The sequence below is a fragment of the Rhodoblastus sp. 17X3 genome, from assembly GCF_030056575.1.
GTDB lineage: Bacteria > Pseudomonadota > Alphaproteobacteria > Rhizobiales > Beijerinckiaceae > Rhodoblastus.
This window is the reverse complement of sequence record NZ_JASHHX010000003.1, coordinates 14,234-39,229: the sequence shown is the minus strand read 5'-3', so window position 1 is coordinate 39,229 and position 24,996 is coordinate 14,234. Positions and strand designations below refer to the sequence as shown.

The 24,996-nt window shown below is 63.5% G+C and carries 24 protein-coding genes; 11 read left to right on the top strand and 13 right to left on the bottom strand.

Translation table 11 applies throughout. The features are described from left to right. Positions 1-58 precede the first annotated feature (58 nt). Positions 59-2,944: a type I DNA topoisomerase gene (gene topA, locus QM467_RS04325; RefSeq protein WP_283365075.1), complete on the top strand. Its 2,886-nt coding sequence runs from the start codon at positions 59-61 to the stop codon at positions 2,942-2,944. Positions 2,945-2,974: 30 nt separating this feature from the next. Here topA and QM467_RS04320 read toward each other — a convergent pair whose 3' ends face one another. After that, positions 2,975-4,705 carry a SulP family inorganic anion transporter gene (locus QM467_RS04320; protein ID WP_283365074.1) on the bottom strand — a complete coding sequence of 577 codons (1,731 nt, stop codon included), beginning with the start codon at positions 4,703-4,705 and terminating at the stop codon, positions 2,975-2,977. A 25-nt stretch (positions 4,706-4,730) separates the two neighbouring features. On the opposite strand from QM467_RS04320, the gene QM467_RS04315 reads away from it, so the two are divergent. After that, positions 4,731-6,335 carry a B12-binding domain-containing radical SAM protein gene (locus tag QM467_RS04315; protein WP_283365073.1) on the top strand — a complete coding sequence of 535 codons (1,605 nt, stop codon included), beginning with the start codon at positions 4,731-4,733 and terminating at the stop codon, positions 6,333-6,335. Positions 6,336-6,421: 86 nt separating this feature from the next. Here QM467_RS04315 and glyA read toward each other — a convergent pair whose 3' ends face one another. The 4 genes from glyA to QM467_RS04295 form a co-directional block, all read right to left on the bottom strand. After that, the gene (glyA, locus tag QM467_RS04310; protein ID WP_283365072.1) at positions 6,422-7,726 is read right to left on the bottom strand and encodes a serine hydroxymethyltransferase; all 1,305 of its coding nucleotides are present in this window, start codon (positions 7,724-7,726) and stop codon (positions 6,422-6,424) included. A gap of 159 nt (positions 7,727-7,885) precedes the next feature. Continuing rightward, entirely contained in the window at positions 7,886-9,187 is a 1,302-nt protein-coding gene (locus QM467_RS04305; protein WP_446737738.1) for a L,D-transpeptidase family protein, read from the bottom strand. A gap of 290 nt (positions 9,188-9,477) precedes the next feature. Continuing rightward, positions 9,478-9,990 carry a transcriptional regulator LdtR gene (gene ldtR / locus QM467_RS04300; protein WP_283365071.1) on the bottom strand — a complete coding sequence of 171 codons (513 nt, stop codon included), beginning with the start codon at positions 9,988-9,990 and terminating at the stop codon, positions 9,478-9,480. Positions 9,991-10,230: 240 nt separating this feature from the next. Next, positions 10,231-10,725, bottom strand: a complete 495-nt coding sequence (locus QM467_RS04295) for a hypothetical protein (protein WP_283365070.1) — start codon at positions 10,723-10,725, stop codon at positions 10,231-10,233. A 140-nt stretch (positions 10,726-10,865) separates the two neighbouring features. On the opposite strand from QM467_RS04295, the gene hemB reads away from it, so the two are divergent. The 4 genes from hemB to QM467_RS04275 all read left to right on the top strand — a co-directional run bounded on the left by hemB (position 10,866) and on the right by QM467_RS04275 (position 13,870). Further along, positions 10,866-11,888, top strand: coding sequence for a porphobilinogen synthase (gene hemB / locus QM467_RS04290; RefSeq protein ID WP_283365069.1), 1,023 nt, complete (start codon positions 10,866-10,868; stop codon positions 11,886-11,888). A gap of 87 nt (positions 11,889-11,975) precedes the next feature. Next, the gene (locus QM467_RS04285; RefSeq protein WP_283365068.1) at positions 11,976-12,521 is read left to right on the top strand and encodes a GNAT family N-acetyltransferase; all 546 of its coding nucleotides are present in this window, start codon (positions 11,976-11,978) and stop codon (positions 12,519-12,521) included. A gap of 140 nt (positions 12,522-12,661) precedes the next feature. After that, on the top strand, positions 12,662-13,129 hold the full coding sequence (locus tag QM467_RS04280; RefSeq protein WP_283365067.1) for an RDD family protein: 468 nt from the start codon (positions 12,662-12,664) through the stop codon (positions 13,127-13,129). 12 nt (positions 13,130-13,141) lie between these two features. Continuing rightward, entirely contained in the window at positions 13,142-13,870 is a 729-nt protein-coding gene (locus tag QM467_RS04275) for an arginyltransferase (RefSeq protein ID WP_283365066.1), read from the top strand. A 189-nt stretch (positions 13,871-14,059) separates the two neighbouring features. Here QM467_RS04275 and QM467_RS04270 read toward each other — a convergent pair whose 3' ends face one another. The 5 genes from QM467_RS04270 to QM467_RS04250 form a co-directional block, all read right to left on the bottom strand. Further along, a complete protein-coding gene (locus QM467_RS04270; protein ID WP_283365065.1) occupies positions 14,060-14,425 on the bottom strand; it encodes a DUF2019 domain-containing protein in 366 nt (121 codons plus the stop codon). Continuing rightward, entirely contained in the window at positions 14,419-14,802 is a 384-nt protein-coding gene (locus QM467_RS04265; RefSeq protein WP_283365064.1) for a hypothetical protein, read from the bottom strand. Before QM467_RS04265 ends, QM467_RS04270 begins: the two co-directional genes overlap by 7 nt. Then, positions 14,780-15,337: a hypothetical protein gene (locus QM467_RS04260; protein WP_283365063.1), complete on the bottom strand. Its 558-nt coding sequence runs from the start codon at positions 15,335-15,337 to the stop codon at positions 14,780-14,782. The genes QM467_RS04265 and QM467_RS04260 overlap by 23 nt, the downstream gene beginning before the upstream one ends. Before the next feature lie 358 nt (positions 15,338-15,695). Further along, positions 15,696-16,562: an RNA methyltransferase gene (locus QM467_RS04255; RefSeq protein WP_283365062.1), complete on the bottom strand. Its 867-nt coding sequence runs from the start codon at positions 16,560-16,562 to the stop codon at positions 15,696-15,698. Between the two features lie 81 nt (positions 16,563-16,643). Further along, on the bottom strand, positions 16,644-17,102 hold the full coding sequence (locus tag QM467_RS04250) for a response regulator (RefSeq protein ID WP_283365061.1): 459 nt from the start codon (positions 17,100-17,102) through the stop codon (positions 16,644-16,646). A gap of 169 nt (positions 17,103-17,271) precedes the next feature. On the opposite strand from QM467_RS04250, the gene QM467_RS04245 reads away from it, so the two are divergent. From QM467_RS04245 to QM467_RS04235, 3 genes are all read left to right on the top strand, one after another. Beyond that, positions 17,272-18,381: a sensor histidine kinase gene (locus QM467_RS04245; protein ID WP_283365060.1), complete on the top strand. Its 1,110-nt coding sequence runs from the start codon at positions 17,272-17,274 to the stop codon at positions 18,379-18,381. A 138-nt stretch (positions 18,382-18,519) separates the two neighbouring features. Further along, on the top strand, positions 18,520-19,731 hold the full coding sequence (locus QM467_RS04240; protein WP_283365059.1) for an NADP-dependent isocitrate dehydrogenase: 1,212 nt from the start codon (positions 18,520-18,522) through the stop codon (positions 19,729-19,731). Positions 19,732-19,895: 164 nt separating this feature from the next. Continuing rightward, positions 19,896-21,110 carry a fatty acid desaturase gene (locus QM467_RS04235; RefSeq protein ID WP_283365058.1) on the top strand — a complete coding sequence of 405 codons (1,215 nt, stop codon included), beginning with the start codon at positions 19,896-19,898 and terminating at the stop codon, positions 21,108-21,110. A gap of 30 nt (positions 21,111-21,140) precedes the next feature. Here the strand turns inward: QM467_RS04235 and QM467_RS04230 are convergent, their stop codons facing one another. Continuing rightward, positions 21,141-21,896, bottom strand: coding sequence for an SPFH domain-containing protein (locus QM467_RS04230; protein ID WP_283365057.1), 756 nt, complete (start codon positions 21,894-21,896; stop codon positions 21,141-21,143). Positions 21,897-21,965: 69 nt separating this feature from the next. After that, positions 21,966-22,433 carry a hypothetical protein gene (locus QM467_RS04225; RefSeq protein ID WP_283365056.1) on the bottom strand — a complete coding sequence of 156 codons (468 nt, stop codon included), beginning with the start codon at positions 22,431-22,433 and terminating at the stop codon, positions 21,966-21,968. Positions 22,434-22,660: 227 nt separating this feature from the next. On the opposite strand from QM467_RS04225, the gene QM467_RS04220 reads away from it, so the two are divergent. Then, a complete protein-coding gene (locus QM467_RS04220) occupies positions 22,661-22,975 on the top strand; it encodes a hypothetical protein (RefSeq protein WP_283365055.1) in 315 nt (104 codons plus the stop codon). Positions 22,976-23,140: 165 nt separating this feature from the next. Further along, positions 23,141-23,560 carry an RNA polymerase-binding protein DksA gene (dksA, locus tag QM467_RS04215; RefSeq protein WP_283365054.1) on the top strand — a complete coding sequence of 140 codons (420 nt, stop codon included), beginning with the start codon at positions 23,141-23,143 and terminating at the stop codon, positions 23,558-23,560. Between the two features lie 155 nt (positions 23,561-23,715). On the opposite strand, the gene QM467_RS04210 is transcribed toward dksA, so the two are convergent. Next, positions 23,716-24,852, bottom strand: a complete 1,137-nt coding sequence (locus QM467_RS04210; RefSeq protein WP_283365053.1) for a hypothetical protein — start codon at positions 24,850-24,852, stop codon at positions 23,716-23,718. Positions 24,853-24,996: the final 144 nt, after the last annotated feature.

Sequence of the window (24,996 nt, the reverse complement as noted above, 5' to 3'; positions counted from 1 at the left end):
CCGGGGGGGTAGCCCGAGAAGAATTGCGGGCCAGTCGCCCGCCCCTTGGGGTCACAGCATGGACGTCGTCATCGTCGAATCGCCCGCCAAGGCCAAGACGATCAACAAATATCTCGGCAAGAATTTCGAGGTCATCGCCTCGTTCGGCCATGTCCGCGATCTGCCGGCCAAGGACGGATCGGTCGATCCCGCCGACGATTTCAAAATGCTGTGGGAAGTGGACGGCAAGGCGGGCAAACGCCTGTCCGACATCGCCGCCCTGGTGAAAAGCGCCGACCGAATCGTCCTCGCGACCGACCCTGACCGCGAGGGTGAAGCAATTTCCTGGCATGTGCTGGAGGTGTTGCGCGGAAAACGCGTGCTGAAGGACAAGCCGGTCGAGCGCGTCGTCTTCAACGCCATCACCAAGGACGCCATCCTTGAGGCGATGAAACACCCCCGCCAGATCGACGAAAGCCTGGTTGAGGCCTATCTTGCCCGCCGCGCGCTGGATTATCTGGTCGGCTTCAATCTCTCGCCGGTGCTTTGGCGCAAGCTGCCGGGCGCGAAATCCGCCGGCCGCGTGCAATCGGTCGCGCTGCGGCTGGTCTGCGACCGCGAGCTGGAGATCGAGAAATTCGTCGCCCGCGAATATTGGTCGCTGGCAGCGCATCTGCGCAATCAGGCCGACGCCCCCTTCATCGCCCGTCTCGTCGGCGCGGACGGCAAGAAGATCACCCGCCTCGACATTGGCGCGGGCGCCGAGGCCGAGGCCTTCAAGCGCGATCTGGACAATGCGGCCTTCAGCGTGGTTTCCGTCGAGGCGAAGCCCGCCAAGCGACATCCCTACGCCCCCTTCACGACCTCGACGCTACAGCAGGAAGCCTCGCGCAAGCTCGGCATGGCGCCGGAAATCACGATGCGGGTGGCGCAAAAGCTCTATGAAGGCGTGGATATCGGCGGCGAGACCGTCGGCCTCATCACCTATATGCGCACCGACGGCGTCGATGTCGCGCCCGAGGCCGTCGCCGCGGCCCGCGCCGTGATCGGCCGCGAATTCGGCGACAAATATGTGCCCGGCGTTCCGCGCAAATATCAGGTCAAGGCCAAGAACGCTCAGGAAGCGCATGAGGCGGTCCGCCCCACCGACATGTCCCGGCTGCCCAAGGACATGGCGCGCCATCTCCAGAGCGATCAGGCCAGGCTTTACGAGCTGATCTGGACCCGCATGGTGGCGAGCCAAATGGAATCAGCCGTGCTGGAGCGCACCACGGCTGAGATTCAGGCGAAAGCCGGAGCGCGGACGCTCGACCTGCGCGCCACGGGACAGGTCGTGCGCTTCGACGGCTTCCTGAAGCTTTATCAGGAAGGCAAGGACGACGAGGAGGACGAGGAGTCCGGCCGCCTGCCCGCCCTGTCGCAGGGCGAGGCGCTGAAAAAGGACCAGATCGACGCCACCCAGCATTTCACCGAGCCGCCGCCGCGCTATACCGAGGCGACCTTGGTCAAGCGCATGGAAGAATTGAGCATCGGCCGTCCCTCGACCTATGCCTCGACGCTGGCCGTGCTGCGCGAGCGCGACTATGTGAAGCTCGACAAGAAGCGCCTCGTCCCCGAAGACAAGGGCCGGCTGGTCACGGCCTTTCTGGAAAGCTTTTTCGGCCGCTACGTCCAATATGACTTCACCGCCGCGCTGGAAGAACAGCTCGACCGCGTTTCCAATAGCGAGGTCGACTGGAAGGATGTGCTGCGCGATTTCTGGCGCGACTTCTCCGCCGCTCTCGACGGCACCAAGGACCTGCGCACGACGCAGGTGCTGGACAGCCTCAACGACCTGCTCGGGCCGCATATTTTCCCGGCCAAGGAAGATGGCTCCAGCCCCCGCGCCTGCCCGTCCTGCGAGAACGGACAGCTGTCGCTGAAGCTTGGCAAGTTCGGCGCCTTCATCGGCTGCTCGAACTATCCCGAATGCAAATTCACCCGCACCCTGTCGGATCGCGGCGAAGCCGCCAAGGGCGCCGAAGGCGACCGGCCGGGCGTAAAGGTCCTGGGCGAAGACCCGAAGACGGGGCAGGAAATCTCGCTGCGCGACGGCCGTTTCGGGACCTATGTACAAGAGGGCGAAGGCGAGAAGCCCAAGCGCTCCTCCCTGCCCAAGGGCCTCAAGCCCGAGGACATCTCGCTCGAAAAGGCGATCGCCCTGCTCTCGCTGCCGCGCGAAGTGGCGAAACATCCAGAGAGCGGCGAGCCGATCCTCGCCGGCATCGGCCGCTACGGCGCCTATGTGCAGCACAAGAAGACCTACGCCAATCTGGGCAAGGACGACGACGTGCTGGAGATCGGCGGCAATCGCGCCATCGATCTCATCGTGACCAAGGAAGCCGGCGGTGGTTTGCGCGGCGGGGGCGGCGGCGATATCCGCACCCTCGGCGACCATCCCGAGGGCGGCGCCATTTCCCTCAAAGCCGGGCGGTTCGGACCCTATCTCGCCTGGGGCAAGGTCAACGCCACTTTACCGCGCGGCACGGACATGACCGGCCTGACGCTCGACGCGGCGGTCGAAATCATCAAGGCCAAGGCCGCAGGCGCCCCCTCCGACGGCCGGATCCTCGGCGACCATCCAGAAGGCGGCAAGATCGCCGCGCGCGCTGGACGTTTCGGCCCCTATGTCTCGTGGGAAAAGCTCAATGCGACCCTGCCAAAGTCCGTGACGCTGGATGACGTCACGCTGGAGCAGGCGATCCGCTTCATCGAGGACAGGATCGCGCAGGGCGGCGGCAAAGCCCCGAAAAAGCCGGCGAAAAAGGCGCCCGCCAAGACGGCGGCCAAGAAGACGGCGGCCAAGAAGCCCGCCGCGAAAGGCGCGAAGACCAAGCCGGACATCATCGATTCCGACGAACCACCCTTCGAGGCGGACGAGCCGGCGAAAAAACCAGCAACGAAAAAGGCGGCGGCGAAGAAATAAGCCGCCGCGTTCAGCCGCTCGTCCGCCCTTTCAGCTCGCTTCCGCGCTTTCCGCCTCGGTTGGGTGGGCGCGGAAATGATCGCGGGCTTCGTCCTCGTCCAGGCTGAAATGAACCAGGCGGCTGTTAACGCCATGGGCGACGAGCACGCGCCGCACCTCGCGCGAGGCCCCGCTGACGTAAAGCCGGACGCCGCGCCGGCGCTCGCGCTCGACGAAGCCGTGCAGGGCGTGAGCCGCAGCGCCATCGGCGAGCGGCACGCGAGTGAGATCGAGCACGAAGGCCTTGGGGCGGCGCCCGATCTGGTCGAGCGCGGCGGCGACCATGCTGACGGCGCCGAAGAAAAACGGACCCGAAATCCGATAGACGACGAAATCCGGGTCGCGGACGCGCTCCGACGTCTCGGTTTCGACCTCATCGACCATGTCGTCGTCGAGGATCGCCTCCTGCTTCTCGACCGCCACAATGCGCGCCATGCGGTGCATGAAGATCAGCGAGCCGAGCGTCACGCCCGCCGCGATGCCGAGCGTGATGTCATGGGCCACGGTCAGGATGGCGGTGGTGAAGAGCACGACCGTCTCGCCGGAATCATATTTGATGATGGTCGCGATCTGGTCGCGCTCGATCATGTTCCAGGAGACGATGACCAGCACCGCCGCAAGCGCCGCCAGCGGAATATAGCCCGCCAGCGGCGCCGCCAGCAGCATGAAGCCCAGCAGGAAGAGCGAGTGCAGAACGCCCGCGATCGGACTGCGCGCCCCGGCGCGAATATTGGTCGCGGTGCGGGCGATGGCCCCGGTGACGCAGAGGCCGCCGAACAGGGCGGAGGCGATATTGGCCCAGCCTTGCGCGGTCAGCTCGCAATTGGAGCGATGGCGCCGGCCGGTCATGCCGTCGGCCACCACTGCGGAGAGCAGCGACTCGATGCCGCCGAGCACGGCGATGGCCATGGCGGCGGGAACGAGGGCCAGCCAGTCGCTCACATTGACACTGGGCAGGCTCGGCGCAGGCAGCATGCGCGGCACGCCGCCGAAGCGCGTGCCCACCGTCTCGACAGGCAGGCTGAAAAAGTAAGTCGCCGCCGCGGCCAGCGCCACCGCGATGAGAAAGCCCGGCAGGCGCGGCGCGACCATGCGCAGGCCGATGATGAGCGTCAGACAGACTCCGGCGACGACCATGGCCTGAACATTGGCGCTGTCCCGCGCCGCCCATAAGGCCTGAACCTTCGGAACGAATTCCGCCGGCTCGTGGGCGAGCTTCAGGCCGAACAATTCATGCAGCTGGCTGGCGAAAATGATCAGCGCGATGCTGGCGGTGAAGCCGACCGCGACCGAATGCGGGATATATTTGATATAGGTCCCGAGCCGCAGATAGCCGATCAGCAGCAGGAAGGCGCCGGCCATGATGGTGGCGGCGAGAAAGCCGGAATAGCCGAATTTCTCGATCGTGCTGGCGACGAGAACGATGAAGGCGCCCGCCGGCCCGCCGATCTGGTAACGGCTGCCGCCCAATACCGAGACGACGATGCCGCCGACGGCGGCGGCGAAAAGCCCGGCCTGCGGCGGCGCGCCGGAGGCGATGGCGATGGCCATCGACAGCGGCAGCGCGACGATGGCGACGGTCAGGCCGGCGATGACGTCGGCGCGGAAATCCTTGCCGCGGTAACCCTCTCGGAAAACGGTGACCAGTTTCGGCGTGAACAAATCGGCGAAAGATTCCGCGGCGACGATCCTCCGCGCGGACGAGGGAGACATGGCGTTCATGGGGCGACTCAATGGGAGTGGCGCCATGTTCGCGCCTGCGAAGCAAAATTGCCAGAAAAAGAATGCTCTCGCCCACCGCGCTCAAGGCTGCGCGCGCCCGGCGGCGGGCGATCACGATGATCTGTGCGCTTGCGGCTGGAACCCCGCCGCCGCTGCGCCGTTGATCGAAGTGGCCGGCTGGCCGGGGGGAAAACCCATGCGCACGCGCGTCATTCACCTCATCAATCCCAAAACCGATTCGCTGACGACCAGACCTATCTATTTGAATCGGGCGCTTTATTCGCCGCTCGCGGGATTGCTCGCGGTCGCCGCCTGCATTCCGCGCGATCAATATGAGGTCGTGCTGACGGACGAGAATATCGAGCCCATCGACTTCGACCTGAAGGCGGATCTCGTCGGCATTTCCGCGATGACCAGCTATGTCAATCGCGGCTATGAGATCGCCGATTCCTTTCGCGCCAGGGGCGTTCCGGTGGCGATGGGGGGCGTGCATCCCAGTTTCATGGCCAGCGAGGCCCTGACCCATTGCGACGCCGTGGTCGTCGGCGAGGCCGAACTGGTCATGGACAAGCTGCTCGACGACCTCGGGCGCGGCGCGATGCGGGGGCTCTACAAGTCTGCGACGCTGCACCCGATGTCCGGCATGGCCCTGCCCCGTTACGACCTGCTCAAAAAAAACCGTTACGTGAACAAGACCTTCGTGCAGACGTCGCGCGGCTGCCATACCGGCTGCACCTTTTGCGCGGAGCCGCTGATGAACGGTCTGAAGTTCCGCTACCGTCCCGTCGACGAGGTGATCGCGGAAATCGAAAATTGCGGATCGCGCACGATCTCCATCAATGACGCCGATTTTTTCGGCACGCCGGAGCGGCCCAAGGAACTGATGCGCGCCATGAAAGGGCGCGGCCTTCACTGGCAGGCCGGCGTCACGTCGAAACTGGCCGAGGACGACCGCATGCTGGAGCTCGCCGCGGAAAGCGGCTGCACAATGCTCAGCATCGGCTTCGAGTCGATCAATCGCGAAACGCTGAAAAGCGTGCACAAGATGGTCAACCGGCCCGATCATTTCGCCGCGCTGGTGCGGAAGATCCAGTCCTACGGGATCTCTGTGTTCGGCCTGTTCATGTTCGGCTTCGACGGCGACGACGCGAGCGTCTTCGACGAAACCGTCAAGTTCAACATCGGCGCCGGATATGACGCCTGCGCATTTTCGGCTTTGACGCCCTATCCCGGAACGCTGACCTGGTATGAGTTGAAGAAAGCCGGGCGCATCGTTTCCTACGACTGGACGATGTATGACCAGGGCCATGTCGTCTATCGCCCCGCGGGCATGGCGGCGGACGAATTGCGCCTCGGCCTCAGCGGCGCCTACAAGGACTTCTATTCCGCACGATCCATCGCCAGCCGCTTTCCCCTGTCGGGCAGGCGCAGCCGCGCGCAATGGATGATCTACAATCTCTTCATGCGCAAAGCCTCGCGGACCGAAAACATTCAGTCGATCGCCCCCGCGACGCCAGAACCCGATCTTGCTCCGAATCCGCCGATTCTGCCGGTCAAGCGGGAATGGCGGCAGGCCGTGCTCGAGGCGATCGAGCCCGAGGCGGCGGCCCGGCATCTGGCGGCTGAATGAGGCCGGCGGAACCGCCAGCCCTCGCCCAACGAAAAACGCCGCGATCAGGGATCGCGGCGCCTTTTTTTTAGCGGAGGTCGAAGGCGTCAGTAGATCGGGAAACGATTGGTCAGCGCCTCGACGCGCGCGCGCACCGAAGCCTCGACTTCCGCATTGCCCGCATCGCCATTCTTCGCGACGCCGTCGAGCGTCTCAACGATCAATTCGCCGACCTGCCTGAATTCGGCGATTCCGAAGCCGCGCGAGGTCGCGGCGGGGGCGCCGAGACGGATGCCCGAGGTGATCCAGGGCTTTTCCGGATCGAACGGCACGCCGTTCTTGTTGCAGGTGATTTCCGCGCGGCCGAGCGCGATTTCCGCCGCCTTGCCGGTGAGCTTCTTGGGGCGCAGATCGACCAGCATGAGATGGTTGTCGGTGCCGCCGGTGACGAGGTCGAGCCCACCCGCGAGCAAGGTGTCGGCCAGAGCCTTGGCGTTGGCGACCACCTGATGGGCGTAGGTCTTGAACTCGGGGCGCAGGGCCTCGCCGAAAGCGACAGCCTTGCCGGCGATGACATGCATCAGCGGGCCGCCTTGCAGGCCGGGGAAGATGGCCGAGTTGATCTTCTTGGCGATCTCTTCGTCATCCGTCAGCACGAGGCCGCCGCGCGGGCCGCGCAGGGTCTTGTGCGTGGTGGAGGTCACGACATGGGCGTGCGGGAACGGCGAGGGATGCGCGCCGCCCGCGACGAGGCCGGCGAAATGGGCCATGTCTACGAAAAGATAGGCCCCGATGGCGTCGGCGATGGCGCGGAAGCGCGCGAAATCCCAATGACGGGCATAGGCCGAGCCGCCGGCGATGATCAGCTTCGGATGATGCTCATGGGCGAGCCTCTCGACTTCGTCCATATCGAGGCGGCCGGTTTCGCGGCTGACGCCATAGGAGATTGGCTTGAACCAGCGGCCGGACATATTGACCGGCGAGCCGTGGGTGAGGTGGCCGCCCGCGGCGAGATCAAGGCCCATGAAGACGTCGCCCGGCTGCAGCAGCGCGAGGAACACAGCCTGATTGGCCTGGCTGCCGGAATTGGGCTGCACATTGGCGAAGCGGCAGCCGAACAGCCGGGTGACGCGCTCGATGGCGAGATTTTCGGCGATATCCACGAACTGGCAGCCGCCGTAATAGCGCTTACCGGGATAACCCTCGGCATATTTATTGGTGAGAACCGAGCCCTGCGCCTCCAGCACGGCGCGCGAAACGATGTTTTCGGAGGCGATCAGCTCGATTTCCTTGCGCTGGCGACCAAGCTCCAGCTCGACGGCGCGGGCGATTTCGGGATCGGATTCGGCCAGCGAGGCGCTGAAAAAGCTGTTCGAAAGGTTTTTCGCCGCGGCGGCGGTGGACTGGCTCATTTCGGGCTCCTTCGAAAAACAGTCTATTTCCGCGAAAAGCAGGAAATTTCGGGCGGCTTATCACGCGCGCGCCGCTGAAGAAAGGCCGGAAAAGCAAGGCCTAAAAAACAAGACCCCGGCGGAGGGTCCGCCGGGGCGCAAAAAGCGTGAAAACTCGCCTTATTGCTCGTCGGGCGCGGCGTCCGCGGGAATGCCCCGGCCGGCCTGCTGGGCCACCGGCTGGATCGTCGGCGCGCCGCCGGCGGCGGTCGAGAAGCCGTCGCGCTTGTAGATGTCCTCCCGGAACTGGACCACGCCCTCGGGCGTGCCCCAGGCGGTGATATAGACCCAATAGACATTCACCGGCGGCTCGATCTTCACGTCCAGGCGCTCGCCCGAGGCGATGGCCTGGTCGATCCGGTCGCGGTCCCAACCGGGATTGTTCTTGAGCAGCCAGGCGACATAGTCGCGCACGTTCTGCATGCGCATGCAGCCCGAGGAGACGAAGCGGAAATCGTCGCCGAACACGCCCTTGGCCGGCGTGTCATGCATATAGACGCCGTAGGGATTGTTGATGTTGATGCGCACGACGCCGAGCGAGTTCTCGGTGCTGGGATCTTCGCGGAAGCGGTAATTTGTCGCCTCCAGCGTATTCCAGTTGATCGAGCTCGACGGGACTTCGTTGTTGTTCTTGTCGAAGATGCGGATGTGATTGTCTTTAAGATAATTCGGATCGGCCTGCATCTTCGGGATCAGGTCCTTGCGGATGATCGAGGCGGGCACGGTCCAGTAGGGATTGAAATCGATATCGAGCGCGCGGGTCTGCATGACCGGCGACTGGCGGTCGATCTTGCCGACGCCCGCCGCGTGGCGGGTCGCGATGGTGTCATTCTCCACCGTGTCGACCATGGCCGCCGGAATATTGGCCTCGACGAAGCGGTCGCCGAGATTGGTCGAGAACGAGCGCAGCCGCACGATATTGGTTTCGAGCTGGCGCAGGCGGTAGTCCGCCGGCACGTTCATCGCGTCGATGGTCTGGGGCGAGGCGACGCCGGTCTCGATCAGGCCGTGGCGGGCCTGGAAGCGCTTGACGCCCGCTTCGACGTAGGAATCGTAAACGCCGGAGCTGGAGGCCGCCGAATCGAGGTCGCCGGTGACGATCAGGCGCTTGCGCAGCGCCAGCACCGCCGGGCCGGTGGAGCCGATCTTGAGAGTCGCCCCGGTCGGAACCTTGCTCCAGCCGCCATTGGCGACGATGGTGCGATATTGCTCGATCGCCTGTTCGGTCGCGGCGAGCGTGCGCGGCGACAGCAGCGGGGTGGTGCTGCGGGAAACGGTCAGGCGGGTGTCGGAATCATAGCGCTGCGCCCATTCCGCCTGGCCCCAGCCATCCGCGGCGAGGGCGGGAGCGGCGCAAAGCAGGGCGCCCAGGGCCAAACACGCGACCGCATCCTTGCGGCGCGGCAGGAAAGCGTGGCGCAGCCAAAGGGCGCCGCGATGAAACGACAGGCGGCTTCGCGTCAAATCGGCGGTAATCAACGGCAAAACTCCCAATGGGAAAACTCCGGGTCTCTTCTGCGCCCACTCCGCGCGCGGGCGCGTGAGAGGCGCAATTCGAACCGGAGCATCAATGACGAGAGTTAACAAGGACCGAATAGCGCGGCGATTTTAAGGCGCGGGAGGCAGGAATGCAAAAAAGCCGAGCCTTTCGGCCCGGCTGAATCTCTGGAAAATCGAGGAAGGCGCGTCGGTCGCAACGAAGCGCAGCGATCTCAGAGGCGATATTTGATCTGGTCGGTCCAGAAACGCTCCAGACGACCGAGAGCGTTGTTGATGACCTTGAACTCATCCGCCGAGACGCCGCCGATCTGTTCGACCGTCACGACATGCTTTTCATAGAGGTTGGCGATGATGTCGCGGACTTCCTTGCCCTGGGGGGTCAGGCTGATGCGCACCGAGCGGCGATCGATCCGGGAGCGGGCATGATGGAGATACTCCATTTCGACCAGCTTCTTGACGTTATAGGACACGTTCGAGCCGAGATAATAGCCGCGGGTGCGCAGCTCGCCGGCGGTCAGCTCGGAGTCGCCAATGTTATAGAGCAGCAGGGCCTGGACGGCGTTGATGTCGGAACGGCCGCGGCGGTCGAATTCGTCCTTGATCACGTCCAGCAGGCGGCGATGAAGCCGCTCGACCAGGGTCAGAGCCTCAAGATAGACCGGGCGGACTTCGGCGCAACGCTCGGCCCTCGGCGCGGACATTTCGGTCTTCATGACTTTGGACATTTTCGTTTTCCCTGCGATCTGTTTGCCCGCCGATTATTGCCCGGCGGCCTCGATGTATCGCAATCTAAACAATGCGAATGAAAACCGGTTTAAATAAGAAGCTGAATCCCGGGTTACCGCGGTTTGCGGCAATTGAAGTGAATCTTGCGTGAATTAAATCAAGTATTTACGTTGACGTTTGTTAAGGCTCTCGCGCAGGGGTCTGCATCTCGCGCAAACAGCGGCGGCGCGGGCGGGGCGTCAGCCGCGGCGCAAAAATCCAAGCGCCAGTTCGCGCAGCCGGGCGATGGTCCGATCGACCGTCGAGCCTCCTTCGGAAACGGAATTCGCGCGCCAGGATAGAAAAAGGTAAAGCGCCAGCAGCACGCCATCGGCGATTTTCAGCGTCCCGCCAAAGGGGAAAAAGGACGGCTTGGCGACGATCACGAAAACCTGCGCGAACAGCGTCAGCAGCCAGACCACGCCGCCCCAGGGCGCGACCAGCCACAGCCCAACCGCCGCGATGGGGTTCAGCACGGCGAAGAAGATCGTGGCGGACATGGCCGCGGGCGAGAGATCGAGAAAGGAGCCGGTCGCGGGCGCGACGATGCGCCGCCATTGCTCCAGCCCCTCGATGATCCACAGCAGCGAGACGGTGCGGAAGAAGAAGGTCAGCGCCAGCGCCCAGCGCGCCTCGGCGGCCTCCGGGCCGGGTTTCCCGCCGACCCTGATGATTCCGGACGAATCGTTTTCCAAGCTGTTTCGTTCCAAGCTGTTTGGCGTGACGCCAGACCGGCGACCCTGCAGCAGCGATAGTCCATTTCACCTTTCCCGGCAAAATTTTTCGCCCGCCCCGCGCGATATGATATGGGAGGCGAAACCTCCGGATCCCGACAATGACTGATGCGCCCCGCCTCCCGCTCGACCTCTCCCTCAACCTCACCCATCGGCCCCGCCGCAATCGCAAGGCGGACTGGGCCCGGCGGCTGGTGCGCGAAAACGTTCTGACGACGAACGACCTGATCTGGCCGATCTTCGTGGTCGAGGGCGAGAACGTCCGCACGCCGGTCGCCTCCATGCCCGACGTCGAGCGCCTGTCGGTCGATCAGGCGGTCGTCGCCGCGCAGCGCGCGGTCGAGCTGTCGATCCCCGCGCTCGCGCTGTTTCCCTTTACGGACCCGTCGCTGCGCGACCCCAATGGCTCCGAGGCGCTCAACCCGGAAAATCTGGTCTGCCGCGCCACCCGCGCGATCAAGCAGGCCTTTCCCCAGATCGGCGTCATCACGGATGTCGCGCTCGATCCCTACACCAGCCACGGCCATGACGGCGTGATGGAAGGCGAGACCATCCTCAATGACGAGAGCGTCGCCATTCTGGTCGAGCAGTCGCTCAACCAGGCGCGCGCGGGCGCCGACGTCATCGCGCCCTCCGACATGATGGACGGCCGCGTGGCGGCGATCCGCGCCGCCCTCGACGGCGAAGGCTTTCTGGACGTCCAGATCATGGCCTATGCGGCCAAATACGCCTCGGCCTTCTATGGGCCCTTCCGCGACGCCATCGGCACGAAGGCGGTTCTGGTCGGCGACAAGCGCACTTATCAGATGGACCCGGCCAATTCCGACGAGGCGCTGCGCGAAGTCGCCGACGATCTCGACCAGGGCGCGGATATGGTCATGGTCAAGCCCGGCCTGCCCTATCTCGACATTATCTATCGCGTAAAAGACCGCTTCGCCGCACCCACCTTCGCCTACCAAGTTTCCGGAGAATATGCGATGATCATGGCCGCGGCGCGGAACGGGTGGCTGGACGGCGAAAAGGCGATGATGGAAAGCCTTCTCGCATTCAAAAGGGCGGGAGCCGACGGCATACTCACCTATTTCGCGCCCAAGGCGGCGGAAATGCTGAAAAAGGGCGTATAAGCCATGTGACGATCGCCGCGACGGGGTCCGGTCCCGCGCCGCAGGTCTCGCGCCAGACATTTCCGCCTGTTCGTGGAGGGGATGGACATGGGCGCGCCAAAAATAGAAAATTTTTGCGAGAGGCTCTTCCCGCAGGGTCAATTCGCGACCGAGCGCCTGGTCCTCAAGCCGCTCCAGCCCGCCGACGCCTTCCAGCTTGTCGTCCTGACCAACGATCCCCTCGGCGCCGCCGGCTTGTCGCGTCTGCCGCAGCCCTTCACGCTCGCCGACGCCCAGGATCTGATTGACCTGCCCCGCGCCAGGAAGGGGTGCTTCGCGGCGGTCCGCGCCGGCGCCGACGGCCCTGTCGTCGGCTGCGTCGGGGCGCTCGCGCATGGCCCATCGGACATCGAACTGGGCTTCTGGATCGGCGTTCCCTATCACGGCAAGCATTACGGCGCTGAGGCTGCGCGCGCCATGCTCGGCCTGGTGCGCGAAGCCTTTCCCGACTGGCGGATCGTGGCGGAATGCCCCCGCGAGAATTCCGCCACCTGGCGCCTGCTGCACAGGCTCGGCTTCTGCCCCAGCGGATCGGCCGGCGCGCGCCGGGGCGCGCAGCTTCTGTTTTTCGATGCTCCGGCGACGGTCGATTGATCGGCTTTCGATTAATGCCTGTTCCGCGCCGGGCGCCCCTCATTCCGCGCCAGGCGCCCCTTGCGCGCCGCCATGGGAGCCGCCAAATTAGTTTCTCGCGGCAAGTTCGCAACGCGAGTCCGGTTTCGGAGCAGGAGACTATGAGCAACGCCAACAGCTGGAGCGGAACCGCGCGGCCCGCCGTCTATCCTCTCGCCCCCCTGCCCGCGAGCGCCTTGGCTGGCGTGCGTCGGCGGCGCATCGTCGCCGTCCTGCTCGACTTGATCCTGGTGACGATTCTCTCCGGCGTCCTCTTCATCGTGCTGGGCCTGCTGACCTTTGGAATCGCCTGGCTGTTCCTTCCGTCGCTGTTTCCCTTCGTGGCCTTTTTCTACAATGGCCTCACCATTTCCGGCTGGCGCAGGGCCACCCCCGGCATGATGGTGATGGACCTCGAAATGCGTCTTGTGGACGGGTCGCCCGTGCCCTTCCTCTATGCCGCGGTCCATGCTGTACTGTTCTACATCAGCTGGATGTTCCCGCCGATTTTCCTGTTCTCGCTGCTCTCCAGCGACAAGAGATGCCTGCACGACGTTCTCGCCGGAATTATCGTGCTGCGCCGCGCCTGATAGGGGAAGGACTTGACCAGCGAGCCGCGCGACCCGCCGCAATTCTACCTGACCTCGCCCGCGCCCTGCCCTTATCTTCCCGGCAAGGAAGAGCGCAAGGTCTTCACGCATCTGGTCGGGCGTCGCGCCTCGCATCTCAACGACGCCCTGACCCACTCCGGCTTCCGCCGCTCCCAGACCATCGCCTACCGCCCCGCCTGCGAGAACTGCAAAGCCTGCGTCTCGGTGCGCATCCTGTGCGAGGAATTCGAGCCGGGCCGCACGCAGAAGCGCATCATCGCGCGCAACAGCGACATCGTCTCCGCAGTCTGCCCCGCGCGTGCCGATTCCGAGCAGTTCTCCCTGTTTCGGACCTATCTCGACTCGCGCCACAGCGACGGCGGCATGGCGGACATGGCCATGCTGGATTACGCCATGATGGTCGAGGACAGCCATGTCGAAAGCCGGCTGGCGACCTATCGCCTGCGCTCGGAGGATGGCCGGAGCCGGCTCGTGGGCGCCTGTCTCACCGACGTGCTCGATGATGGCCTGTCGATGGTCTATTCCTTCTATGATCCGTCGGAACCGCAGCGCTCGCTCGGCGCCTATATGATCCTCGATCATATATTTCGCGCCCGCGCGCTCGGCCTGCCGCATCTCTATCTCGGCTATTGGGTCCAGGGATCGAAGAAGATGGATTACAAGGCGCAATACATGCCGCAGCAGCGCCTTGGCATGGACGGCTGGAATCGCGTGGGCTAGGGCCGGATTCGGCTCGAAGCCGACCATTATAAACCGGCAGCGGCCGTCCCAAGCCGACCCGAAGGGGCCACAGAGCAGCGCGGTGGAGCCTCTCCCATGACCGTCGAAGCGGCCGGTTTCCAGAAAATCGCGCCGGCAGCCCGATCCGGGGAACGCCAAGTATTTTCTGGTGTTCCGCACTGAATAAACTTACCTATTCCACTTTCCTTTGGCGTAACTGTCGAGAACCCCCCCTGCGTCAATCCGCGGGAAAAACGTTGGACCTTTGCTGATTTCATGAAGCACAGGGATCGCCAGCTCGGGGCTAACCTTGAGAAGAAAGGCGGCGGCGAGAACCCGTACCCCTTGGTCGGCATCGTCAAGGAAGGGTATCAAAGCGAGGCGGCCTTGGGTCCCAAAAGCATCGAGTTTCCGGACGATCTCACGTCTACGGTCGACGACTTTTTTTTGCTTCGCGAAATTATCGTCGTCACACGCCGAATAATAGTCAATCGCAGATTGCTTGAAATTTTCAGCCAGGTCCTGAATAGGCTGCTGATAGCCTTTCTCTACCATATGGATCCTTCCCCTTTAAGAATTCCGATTTCCCGCATGACATTTATCCCTGCGTCCCACCTTTCGCCAAAGCTTGCGTCACTGAGGCTCGTCCGTAGGGAACTGTCGAATTTGTCTTGCCACCGAGAATATTCGCCGTTGATTTCCTCATGCAAAAGCCTAGGGATACGCACAATATTTGCTGTCGATTGCAGTTCGCTTTCTGGAATGTCTCCACTCGAGCTCTGCTCGACGATGTGGTGATATTCGTAGCCGTCGCCGGCCGGACCAAAATATTTGGCAAGATCGATCTTTTTGAATTCACTGAATGACAAAAACGATTTGTCGTCGGGACTAACGCGCAATTGCTCGAGGCTATAGGGGCCTTTTTTGGACAAATTCGATCGCGGCGGCGGCATCCCGTTTCAGCGTCGCATTTTCCTGGGCCATGGCGGCAAAATCGGCGATCGTCGCAGCGCCGGCGAAGGCATCCAGGCCGGGAACGGCGTCGCCTGCCACTTCGACGGCAAGACTTGCCGCGTGATGCAACAGCATGTGAACGAGCGCCCGGCGAAGCTGTCGCCGCACCGCCAGACGCGCAAGCTTCTCGGCTGGCGTCGTTTCCGCAGACACACCATTCTTCGGCCGGAATTGCCCGCCCTTGCCACCCTCCGTCCCCTTGGGCCATCCTGGATGTTCCGGATCGTCGGGCGACGCCTTGACCAGTCTTATCGCCGCTGCCGCGCGCAGAGCTTGATCTTCTGACAGGGAAGGAAGATGCATGAACAATGTGGCGAATACCGCCCGGGCGGGCTCCCCTTCGTTTAAGGCTGTCGCGACGCCCTTCAATTTCTCGACGAGATCGGAACAATCGACCGGGCTTTTCATGACATGGGCGAAAAGTCTGTTCAATTCCTCGACCGGACGCGGCATGAAACCGCTCGCTGTCTTGGTCAGGAGTCGGATTGGGCCGACGGCAGGACCGTGCCGGTCGCAAGAAACGCCCCTCGCGTCTCCGGGAGGCGCAAGACAATGAAACGATGTTCCAGGAAAAGCTTCAGCAATCATCAAAACGAATTCCCGCAGCGACAATTCACACGAAAGAAGAACATAACGCGAACATTATGTCAAGATCGCGAACCATCAAGCGAACCATGATCGATTAAAACTCTCGTCCGCGCGGTGCTTGGCTCCAGTGGTTTTTTTGCGCATTGCGGACGTTCGGCAAATGGCCGCTTTCCCGCCCTTTGCCGTCATTCACCGCTCGAAACGAAGCATCGGGTTGGCGCGGCTAGGCGTCTAGGCCAGGCTCATCTGGCGCCCCCGGCTTCGCTGCGTCCGCCTTGGGCTGCCTGACCCTTTTACGCGTCTGCGGCGTCTCGCGCGGTCCTTCCACCAGACGCACGATCGCGCCCCAGAGCGTACGGACGTCCTGCTGGGTCAGGTCCATCCGGTGGAACATGTTGCGCATGTTGCGCTGCATGACCGGACGCTTGGAGACGGGCCGGAAGAAGCCCGCCTCTTCGAGCTTGCCTTCGACGAATTCGAAAAAGGACAGGATCATCTCGCGCTGGGCCGGCGGCGAACGCTCCTCGCGCTCGTAAGGCAGGACGCCGCCCTCGCGCGCCTTGAAAAATTCATAGCCGCACAGCAGCACGGCCTGGGCGAGATTGAGCGAACCATAGGCGGGATTGACCGGAAAGGTCAGGATCGCGTTGGCGAGGGCGATTTCGTCATTGTCCATCCCTGTGCGCTCGGGGCCGAACAGGATGCCGCGCCGCTCGCCGGCCGCGATCGCCGCCGCCGTCTCGGCCATGGCGACCGCCGGAACCTCAACCCGCTTGAACTGGCCGCGCTCGCGCGCCGTGGTCGCCCAGACGAAATGGAGATCGGCCACGGCCTCGGCGACGCTGTCGAACACCCGCGCGCTTTCCAGCAGATGCGCGGCGCCGGCGGCGGCGGCATAGGCGGTTTCGCGGTGTTCGCCGGTGCGCGGCCAGCCCTCGCGCGGGCTGACCAGACGCAGGTCCGACAGGCCGAAATTGGCCATGGCGCGCGCGCACATGCCAATGTTCACGGCGAGTTGCGGGCGCACCAGAATGATCGCGGGGCCGCCCTCGAACAACGTCTTCGTTTTATCAGTTCCGGCCCCGACCACTGCGCCTTCCCCTCTTGTCCAGCAAGGCGCCCTTTTCGCGTGATTGCAGGCGAAAATGCAAGGGAATTGGCGAAGCCCGGTTCAGGCGCCGGCTGGCGCGCCGGACGGAACGCCCATGTCGAGGATCCGGCGGGCGATCTCGACCAGTTCTTCCTGCGTGTTCGGCTTGCAGAACACGGCGTCGGCGCCCGATGCAAGCGCCTTGGCGTGAACCGGCTTCTCGGTCGAGGTGGTGAGCACCGCGGCGGGCGTCCCGCCGAGCTGCAGATCCTCGCGCAAGGCGCTGAGGAAGCGGTCGCCGTCGACCAGGGGCATGTTCAGATCGACGATGATGACGTGGGGCAGCCGGTTCAGGACGTCGCTACGCGCCACGCTGCCAAGGGCGTCGAGCCCATTGACCGCATGGGTCACGCCGAGCGTGAGGTTGCGCTCCGCCGCAGCGGCGTTAAGGGCGCGTCGGATCAGAAAAGCGTCGTCCTGATCATCCTCGATGATCAGGACCTGACAGATTTTTTCGCCGCCATCCGCCTGCTCGACCATCACAACAACCTCTCCTGGCCCGTGGACCAAATAGAATGCCTGAAAATTCATCATATTACGCCGCTGTCTTTTGCTGCGTCGCAGCACAATTACTCTCTTTTCAAGACTTTCGATCCACGTAAACTGTAACATATCTTTCTCGCCAATGGCAAAAGGCGTCGAGTCTGACATGAGCGAAGCAAGTCGGATGAACAGCGAGCTTTTGCGCCTTGCTTTCGAAGCGAGTCCGGCGGCCATGTTCATGGTCGATCCCGAAGGCGTGATCGAGCTGGCCAACGAACAATGCGAGCAGATCTTCGGCTATGCGCCGGGAGATATGAACGGCCTGCGCGTCGAGCGCCTTGTTCCCGCCGGCATTCGCGGCAAGCATCGCCACCTGCGCGAAGAATATGGCGAGGCCCCGAGCAAAAGGCAGATGGGCGCCGGACGGGATCTCCGGGCGATCCGACGGGACGGAAGCGAATTTCCCGTCGAGATCGGCCTCACGCCTGTCGCCACGCCGGAGGGCATGCGCGTTGTCGGCTTCGCCATCGACATTTCCGCGCGGCTGGAGAGCGAAGCGCGCCTGAAACACTCGCTCGCCGAGCTGGAGCGCGCCAACGAAAGCCTGTCGCGCTTCGCCTATGTCGCCTCTCATGACATTCAGGAGCCGCTGCGCAAGATCGCGGCCTTCGGCGACATCCTCCGCGCCGCCACCGCGCAAGGAAACGTCGAGGAAATGCGCTATGCCGCCGAAGTGATGACGGCATCGGCCCAGCGCGCGCGCGTTCTCGTCGCGGACCTGCTCTCGCTGGCGCGCTCGCTCAATAACGCCTATCGGCTGGAGACCTTTTCCCTGCGCGAGACTGTCACCTTCGTGCTCGAGACGTTCTCGCACGTCATTCAGGAGCAAGGCGCGCAGGTTGAATGTTCAGGCGAGGATTTCCGCGTCGACGGCGACCTCTCCCAGACCGCCCAGATGGTGCAGAACCTCGTCTCCAACGCGCTCAAATATCACAAGCCGGGCGAGCCGCCGCGCATCCGAATCAAGCTCGCGCCGGGGGACGCGGAGCATCGCCTCAGCGTCGAGGACGACGGCATCGGCTTCGCGTCCGCGCAGAGCGATGAAATCTTCGAACCCTTCCGCCGCCTGCACAGAAACGCCGATATTCCGGGCAGCGGCATAGGACTCGCCATCTGCAAGACCACGGCGGCCCGCCACGGCTGGCGTATTTCCGCCGCCTCGACCCCGACGGTGGGTTCGACCTTCGAAATCGTCTTCCCGCGCAAAGGCGCCTAGCGCGCTTTTTGAGGGCGCCCAGCCGAAAAACTCGCCAAAAGCCTCACTAGGCGCGCGCGCGGGCCGATGCTATAGGGCGGCGGATTTGGCGGCGGACCGCTCGCCAAGGACGCCATTGTCTAGGGAAAGGTTCACCGCATGAACAAGATCAAGGTCGCCAATCCGGTCGTCGAAATGGACGGCGACGAAATGACCCGGATCATCTGGCATTTCATCAAGGAAAAGCTGATCCATCCCTATCTCGACATCGATTTGAAATATTATGACCTTTCGGTCGAGAACCGCGACGCCACCAATGACCAGGTGACCATCGATTCCGCCGAGGCGACCAAGAAATATGGCGTCGCCGTGAAATGCGCGACCATCACCCCCGATGAAGCCCGCGTGAAGGAATTCAACCTCAAGGAAATGTGGAAGTCGCCGAATGGCACGATCCGCAACATCCTTGGCGGCACCATCTTCCGCGAGCCGATCATCTGCAAGAACGTGCCGCGCCTCGTTCCCGGCTGGACCCAGCCGATCGTCGTCGGCCGTCACGCCTATGGCGACCAGTATCGCGCCACCGATTTCAAGGTTCCCGGCAAGGGCCGCCTGACCATCAAGTTCGAGGGCGAGGACGGCACGACCTTCGAGAAGGAAGTCTTCAAATTCCCGAGCGCCGGCGTGGCCCAGGCCATGTACAATCTCGACGATTCGATCCGCGATTTCGCCCGCGCCTCGCTGAACTACGGCCTGCTGCGCAAATGGCCGGTCTATCTCTCGACCAAGAACACCATCCTCAAGGCCTATGACGGCCGCTTCAAGGACCTGTTCCAGGAAGTGTACGACGCCGAGTTCCATGACAAGTTCGTAGAGGCCAGGATCACCTACGAGCATCGCCTGATCGACGACATGGTCGCCTCGGCGCTCAAATGGTCGGGCGGCTATGTCTGGGCCTGCAAGAACTATGACGGCGACGTGCAGTCCGACACCGTGGCGCAGGGTTTTGGCTCGCTCGGCCTGATGACCTCGGTGCTGATGACCCCCGACGGCCAGACGGTGGAAGCGGAAGCCGCCCACGGCACCGTCACCCGCCATTACCGCGAGCATCAAAAGGGCAAGGAGACCTCGACCAACTCCATCGCCTCAATCTTCGCCTGGACGCGTGGCCTCGCCCATCGCGCCAAGCTCGACGACAACGCCGAATTGCTGAAGTTCTCGCTCACGCTGGAAAAGGTCTGCGTCGACACCGTCGAAAGCGGCTTCATGACCAAGGATCTGGCCCTGCTGGTCGGCCCGGACCAGAAGTGGCTGACCACCGTCGGCTTCCTCGACAAGATCGACGAGAACCTCAAGAAGGCGATGGCCTGATCCGCCACGCGTTCCGGAAAATAGAAGCGGGCCGAAGGGCCCGCTTTTTTGTTGGCCACAGCCCGGATAAAATCAATAATTCAGGAGTCTCGATTCGCCGTTATTCGCCGTTTGCCGGGTTTCTTGGGAAAATGCGAACACGGGCGAACGCAAGGAATACCCAGGTGGCTCAGACGCAGGCGCTACAGCCGAAACCTTTCCGCTTTTCCTCGCCGCTCGTGGCCGTGATCTCCCATTTGCGCTTCGGATTGCAGAACCTATTCCTGCTCGTGATCCTCGCCGGCCTCCTGCTCGGCGGCCATTGGATCTGGATCGCATTCCTGATCGTGGTGGCGACGATCAATGTCGGAAACGCCCTCCTTCCCTGCGACCTCGACGAGCCGGAAAACCCGCCCCACGCCCTGCACGACTTCTTTGCGCGCGCGGGACTGCCGCTCATGCTCGCAAACGGCCTGCTGCTGGTCCATTATTTCACGGACGGCGATCCGCTCCACATCGTCGCAGGGCTGAAACATTTCGGAATCGGCCTCGACGTCGCGCGGGCGTCCAGTTCCGTCTTTGACAAAGCCGTCGCCATCGTCGCCGTCAGCCTCATGTGGGTCCTCGGCCAAAGCAACGCCCACGAATTATCCCACCGCATTCATTCGAAGCTCGATCTGTCGGTTTCCAGATGGATGAACGCGCTGGCGCTGGACCCGGCCCACGCCCTCCATCATCCGTACTGCCATCATCGCCTGGCCGGCCTCCCGCACGACCCGGGAACCGCAAGGCGCGGCGAAAGCCTTTACGCCTTCACGCGACGCAGCTTCGTTGAAATCAACGAATTCGCCGCAAAGGCGGAGGCCGCGCGACTGAAACGCCGCGGCCTCCGCTGGCTCTCCGTCAGGAACAGGTTCCTCACGGCCTGGGCGATTCCGGTCTTCTATGTCGCCGTCGCCTTCGCGATCGGCGGGCTGCCCTCCGTAGCCGCATTTCTGGCCGCCGCCGGCTATGCTCACCTGACCTTCGAGGGCATCACCTATATCCAGCATTACGGACTATTCCGTCTGGAGAGCGAACGCATCGACGAGCGCATCAGCTGGGACGTGTATGGCGCGATAAGTTCTGCCGCGACCTATAACGTGAACCGCCACAGCGACCACCATCTTCATCCAATGCGTCACTGCGCCGATCTGAAAGTGTCGCCGGGCGCGCCCAATCTGCCCTATGCCTATAGCGCGCTTACGACGATGGCGATGATCCCCCCGCTTTACAGGCGGATCATGCAGCCATATCTCGACAACTGGGATCGCAATTTCGCAACGCCCGCGGAGCTTGCCTACATGCGCGAACACAGCATTCCGCACGCGGAGCCGGCGACAATCTTGCGGGCCGCCTGACCGCCCGAAGTGAAGCCCCAGGGCCGATGATTACCCGCCGGCCTTTTTGGCGAAAGCCCGGGCGGCTTCGACGAATTCGCTCGGCATCATCACGATCGTCATGGAGTTCTGTTCGGCGCCGACTTCGGTCAGCATCTGCATGCGGCGCAGTTCGAGCGCAGCGGGCGAGGTCATCATCTGCTCTGCGGCCTGACGCAGTTTTTCCGCAGCTTCCGTTTCCGCCTCGGCCTTGATGAGGCGCGCGCGCTTCTCGCGCAAGGCTTCGGCCTCCTGAGCCATGGCGCGCTGCATGGTCGGCGGAATTTCGACGCTCTTCATCGCGACGCGCTCGACTTTGACGCCCCACGGTTCGGTGACGGTGTCGATGGCGTTCTGCAGCACGCCCGCCAGAGCCGATTGCTCCTTGAGAATATCGTCGAGCGTGTGCCGGCCGATCACGTCGCGCAAGGTGGTGATCGCCACCTGGGTCACCGCGTCCTCGACATTGCGGACTTCGAATACCGATAGCTCGGCCTTGACGATGCGCCGCCAGATCACCGCGTCGATCTTGATCGGCACATTGTCGCGGCTGATCGCCTCCTGCCCCGCAACTGCAGTGGTCACGACGCGCAGATCGACCCGGATCGCGACATCGACCAACGGAATGATCCAGAACAGGCCGGGACCGCGCGTTCCGACATAACGGCCGAAGCGCAGCACCACGCAACGCTCATATTGCCGCGCGATGCGCAGGCCGGCGAACAGAACGGCCAAAGCTAGAATGACAATCGGGATAAGAAAGTCCATCGGCGCGGCCTCCGGAGATTTGGACGCATCCTGCGCTCTTCGCGCCAGAACGGAAAGAAAGCCGGCGCCTCACACCGCCTGGCGGCGCGCGCGCTCCATGGTCGAGAGCGCATAAAAACCCCGTGCGGTTGAAACCAGCCGCCCCGCCTTGAGCATGCGGTGTAATTTTACAGAGAGATTGCCCTTTGTAATTTCGAAGCCCATTTCGATCAAAAGCTCGAAAATGGCGTCGACATGCATGCCGCCCGGCTCGCCTTCGAGCATTTCGACGATCATCGGCTCGATTTCACTGGCGCGTTCGCTCGGCGGGCGCCCCACCACCGACAGATAAGTCTCGCCTCGCCGCGCCTGGCCGTCGCCCGCCGCAGCCAGGAACTCGACGGTCGACCGGCGCAACTCCAGCCCCGCCGCGGGGTCCTTGGCGGAAAGGCCCGCGATGACGATCTCAAGCCGCGACAGCAGGCGCCGCGTCTCGTCGCGCGCCTCGCGCGCCGCCAAGGCGAGGAACTCCGCATTCTGTTCGAAAGTCGCGCTCATGCTGACATCCTTGCCGTCAAACGGGCCGTTCGCGGATTGCAAGCGGGCAGTCCGGAACATACAGAAAACATCCACAGTTCCGATAAAATTCTAGCGAAGCGCGCCGGAAATTACGAATGAAATCTTTACATTTCATTTCCTATGATTAACATGAATAACTGTAAATTAATTGTTCTTATTGAAAAGTTTACACACTCCGCCTGCCGCCCGAACCAGAAGGAAAAAAAATGAAAAAAAGACGATGGTTCCGTACCCCGGGCGCCGCCAGCGCGAGCGATCCTTTTGTCGCCACCCTGCTCCGCCTGCTCGTTGGAACGGTCGCCGAAAGGCCTGTGGCTTCGACGCTGGCGAAACCGCGCCCGAACGCCTCGGACTCGCTGGATTCCGGCGCCGACGCCTGCTGGACGGCCAGCCTGCGCCGCGGCGACGATCTGCCGCCCTGCCGCCTGTCGATCCTCATCGCGTCAGGCGCCAGCTCGGCCATGCGGCTGGAGCCCTTCCGGCGCGAGGCCGAGACCGCTTCGCGCATCGTGGAGCTTTGACCGGCTCAAAGGCTGCGCCGGCCACCGGGCCAAGGCGGCCAAGCCCGTCCTGCCCCGCCGTTTGGAGGCCTCCGCTCTATTTTCAGGGATTCTCAAACGCCGGATTGTGGAGTTCTGCGCCGCGCTATATATAGGCCGCGCAATTCGTTGGGGAGATTTGAACTCATGGCCCCGGCCAATGAAACGGACACATACCGCCCGACTGACGACGAACCGTTCATGAACGAGCGGCAGAGAGAATATTTCCGCCGTAAATTATTGAACTGGAAAGATGAAATCCTTCAGGAGGCGCGCGAAACCCTCGCTGCCCTCCAGGCCGAAAGCGAGAATCACGCCGACATCGCCGACCGCGCCTCGTCGGAAACGGACCGCGCCATCGAATTGCGGGCCCGCGACCGCCAGCGCAAGCTGATCTCGAAGATCGACGCCGCCATCGGCCGGATCGACGACGGCACCTATGGCTATTGCGAGGAAACCGGCGACCAGATTTCGCTGAAACGTCTCGACGCCCGCCCGATCGCGACCCTGTCGATCGAAGCGCAGGAACGCCACGAACGTCGCGAACGCGTCTATCGCGACGATTGAAATCGCCCGGACTCCGGTTCGAGCCCAAAGCCGCGCTTCCACAGGAGCGCGGCTTTTTTGTTGCGCCCGGACCTTATCGCCGGGCGCCCCAAAGAATTGCGGCGCGGATGGCTTCTGGCGCCTTCTCGCGCCGTTTTTCTCAATAACAGGCCTGATTATTTTTTCAGCGGACGGCCCAGCAGCTTGGCCATTTCCTCTTCGAGCGAGTCGAGCGGCTCGAAGTCCAGATCGGTCTTCGATTCCGGTTTGGCTTCGGCAGCGGAGTCCACGTAAGCCTCCGGCTCACGCTCCGGCTTGACGTCCACGGGAGACGACGGCGGAGTGAAGGGCGGCAAGGGCGGAAGCGGCGGCATATTGGCCAGAGGCGAAGAAGGCGGCGGCGCGCCCGGCGTTGCCGCAGGCGGCGCCGAGGAGGCCGTCTCGGACGGCGGCAGATCTGACGGCGGAGGCGGCGGAGCGCGACGGGCCAGCGGCGGCATGACAAAGCGCGGCTTCCCGCCCGGTTCGCCGCCCGCCGGATTCGGCGGCGTGAAGCGCGGGGCCGGCGTGAAGGACGGCGGCCGCGAGGGGCCGACGCGCGGCGGAAGAGGGAAACGCGACGGCGGACGCTCGGGCTGCGACGGGATGGGCGCGGGAGCCGGCGCGGGCGGAACGAAGGGCGCCAGCGGCGGGGGCGCAGGCTCCGGCGCTGGCGGAGGGGCGGGCTCCAGCTCGGCGACGAATTCGGGCGCGGGAGCCGGCGGGGTCTCCGGCTCCGGAGCGCGCGGCATGGAAAGCGCCGGATCGAGCAGCGGATGCGGCGGCAGCGACGGCGCCGGCGAAGGGGCCAGATGCGGTGGCAAGGGCGCAAAAGACGGCGCGGGCGATGGTGCGGAAACGACCGGCTCGGCGGGCGGCGGCGGCTCGACCGGCGCCGCATGATGCGGGATCGTGGGCGGCGGCGCTGGCGGAGCCGCGACGCCTCCGGCGGCCTCGGCGACGCGCGGCTGACGCGCCTCGCGCGGCTCGACCCGGACGATGCCCGACTCGACCAGAACGTCGTTCGGGCCGCCGATCATCAGCAGATGTTCGAGATTGTCGCGGCGCACCAGCAGCAACTGGCGCTCGCCATCAAGATCGAAGGATTCGACGAAGCCGAGCCGCAATTGGCGCGAACGCGACCCACCCGGCAGGCGCCGGCGCAGATCGACCACGATCTCCACGATCTTGAGGATCAGAACGAACGCAACGAGGAATGCGACGCCCGCCAAAATCCAGGCCAGCATGCGATTGTCTTGAAAAAATGTCGGCATGGCCGCCGCCTACTCCTGAAACTCCGACCAATTCACATGCATCTATATCGCAGGGGCCGCGCCGCTGCGCAAGAAAGGTTAAAATTTGGTTAATCGCCATGATGTTCGCGCCTTGGGCTGCGACATTCTCCTTTCAACCCAACC

Bases quoted from the DNA above. Each gene is read 5' to 3' on its own strand.
- QM467_RS04210 (WP_283365053.1), bottom strand. From the start codon at position 24,852: ATGCCGACATTTTTTCAAGACAATCGCATGCTGGCCTGGATTTTGGCG.
- ldtR (WP_283365071.1), bottom strand. From the start codon at position 9,990: ATGTCCAAAGTCATGAAGACCGAAATGTCCGCGCCGAGGGCCGAGCGT.
- QM467_RS04245 (WP_283365060.1), top strand. From the start codon at position 17,272: ATGAGCGAAGCAAGTCGGATGAACAGCGAGCTTTTGCGCCTTGCTTTC.
- QM467_RS04225 (WP_283365056.1), bottom strand. From the start codon at position 22,433: ATGAGCGCGACTTTCGAACAGAATGCGGAGTTCCTCGCCTTGGCGGCG.
- QM467_RS04250 (WP_283365061.1), bottom strand. From the start codon at position 17,102: ATGGTCGAGCAGGCGGATGGCGGCGAAAAAATCTGTCAGGTCCTGATC.
- QM467_RS04315 (WP_283365073.1), top strand. From the start codon at position 4,731: ATGTTCGCGCCTGCGAAGCAAAATTGCCAGAAAAAGAATGCTCTCGCC.
- QM467_RS04230 (WP_283365057.1), bottom strand. From the start codon at position 21,896: ATGGACTTTCTTATCCCGATTGTCATTCTAGCTTTGGCCGTTCTGTTC.
- QM467_RS04320 (WP_283365074.1), bottom strand. From the start codon at position 4,705: ATGAACGCCATGTCTCCCTCGTCCGCGCGGAGGATCGTCGCCGCGGAA.
- QM467_RS04240 (WP_283365059.1), top strand. From the start codon at position 18,520: ATGAACAAGATCAAGGTCGCCAATCCGGTCGTCGAAATGGACGGCGAC.
- glyA (WP_283365072.1), bottom strand. From the start codon at position 7,726: ATGAGCCAGTCCACCGCCGCCGCGGCGAAAAACCTTTCGAACAGCTTT.
- QM467_RS04220 (WP_283365055.1), top strand. From the start codon at position 22,661: ATGAAAAAAAGACGATGGTTCCGTACCCCGGGCGCCGCCAGCGCGAGC.
- QM467_RS04260 (WP_283365063.1), bottom strand. From the start codon at position 15,337: ATGCCGCGTCCGGTCGAGGAATTGAACAGACTTTTCGCCCATGTCATG.
- QM467_RS04285 (WP_283365068.1), top strand. From the start codon at position 11,976: ATGGGCGCGCCAAAAATAGAAAATTTTTGCGAGAGGCTCTTCCCGCAG.
- dksA (WP_283365054.1), top strand. From the start codon at position 23,141: ATGGCCCCGGCCAATGAAACGGACACATACCGCCCGACTGACGACGAA.
- QM467_RS04270 (WP_283365065.1), bottom strand. From the start codon at position 14,425: ATGGTAGAGAAAGGCTATCAGCAGCCTATTCAGGACCTGGCTGAAAAT.
- hemB (WP_283365069.1), top strand. From the start codon at position 10,866: ATGACTGATGCGCCCCGCCTCCCGCTCGACCTCTCCCTCAACCTCACC.
- QM467_RS04280 (WP_283365067.1), top strand. From the start codon at position 12,662: ATGAGCAACGCCAACAGCTGGAGCGGAACCGCGCGGCCCGCCGTCTAT.
- topA (WP_283365075.1), top strand. From the start codon at position 59: ATGGACGTCGTCATCGTCGAATCGCCCGCCAAGGCCAAGACGATCAAC.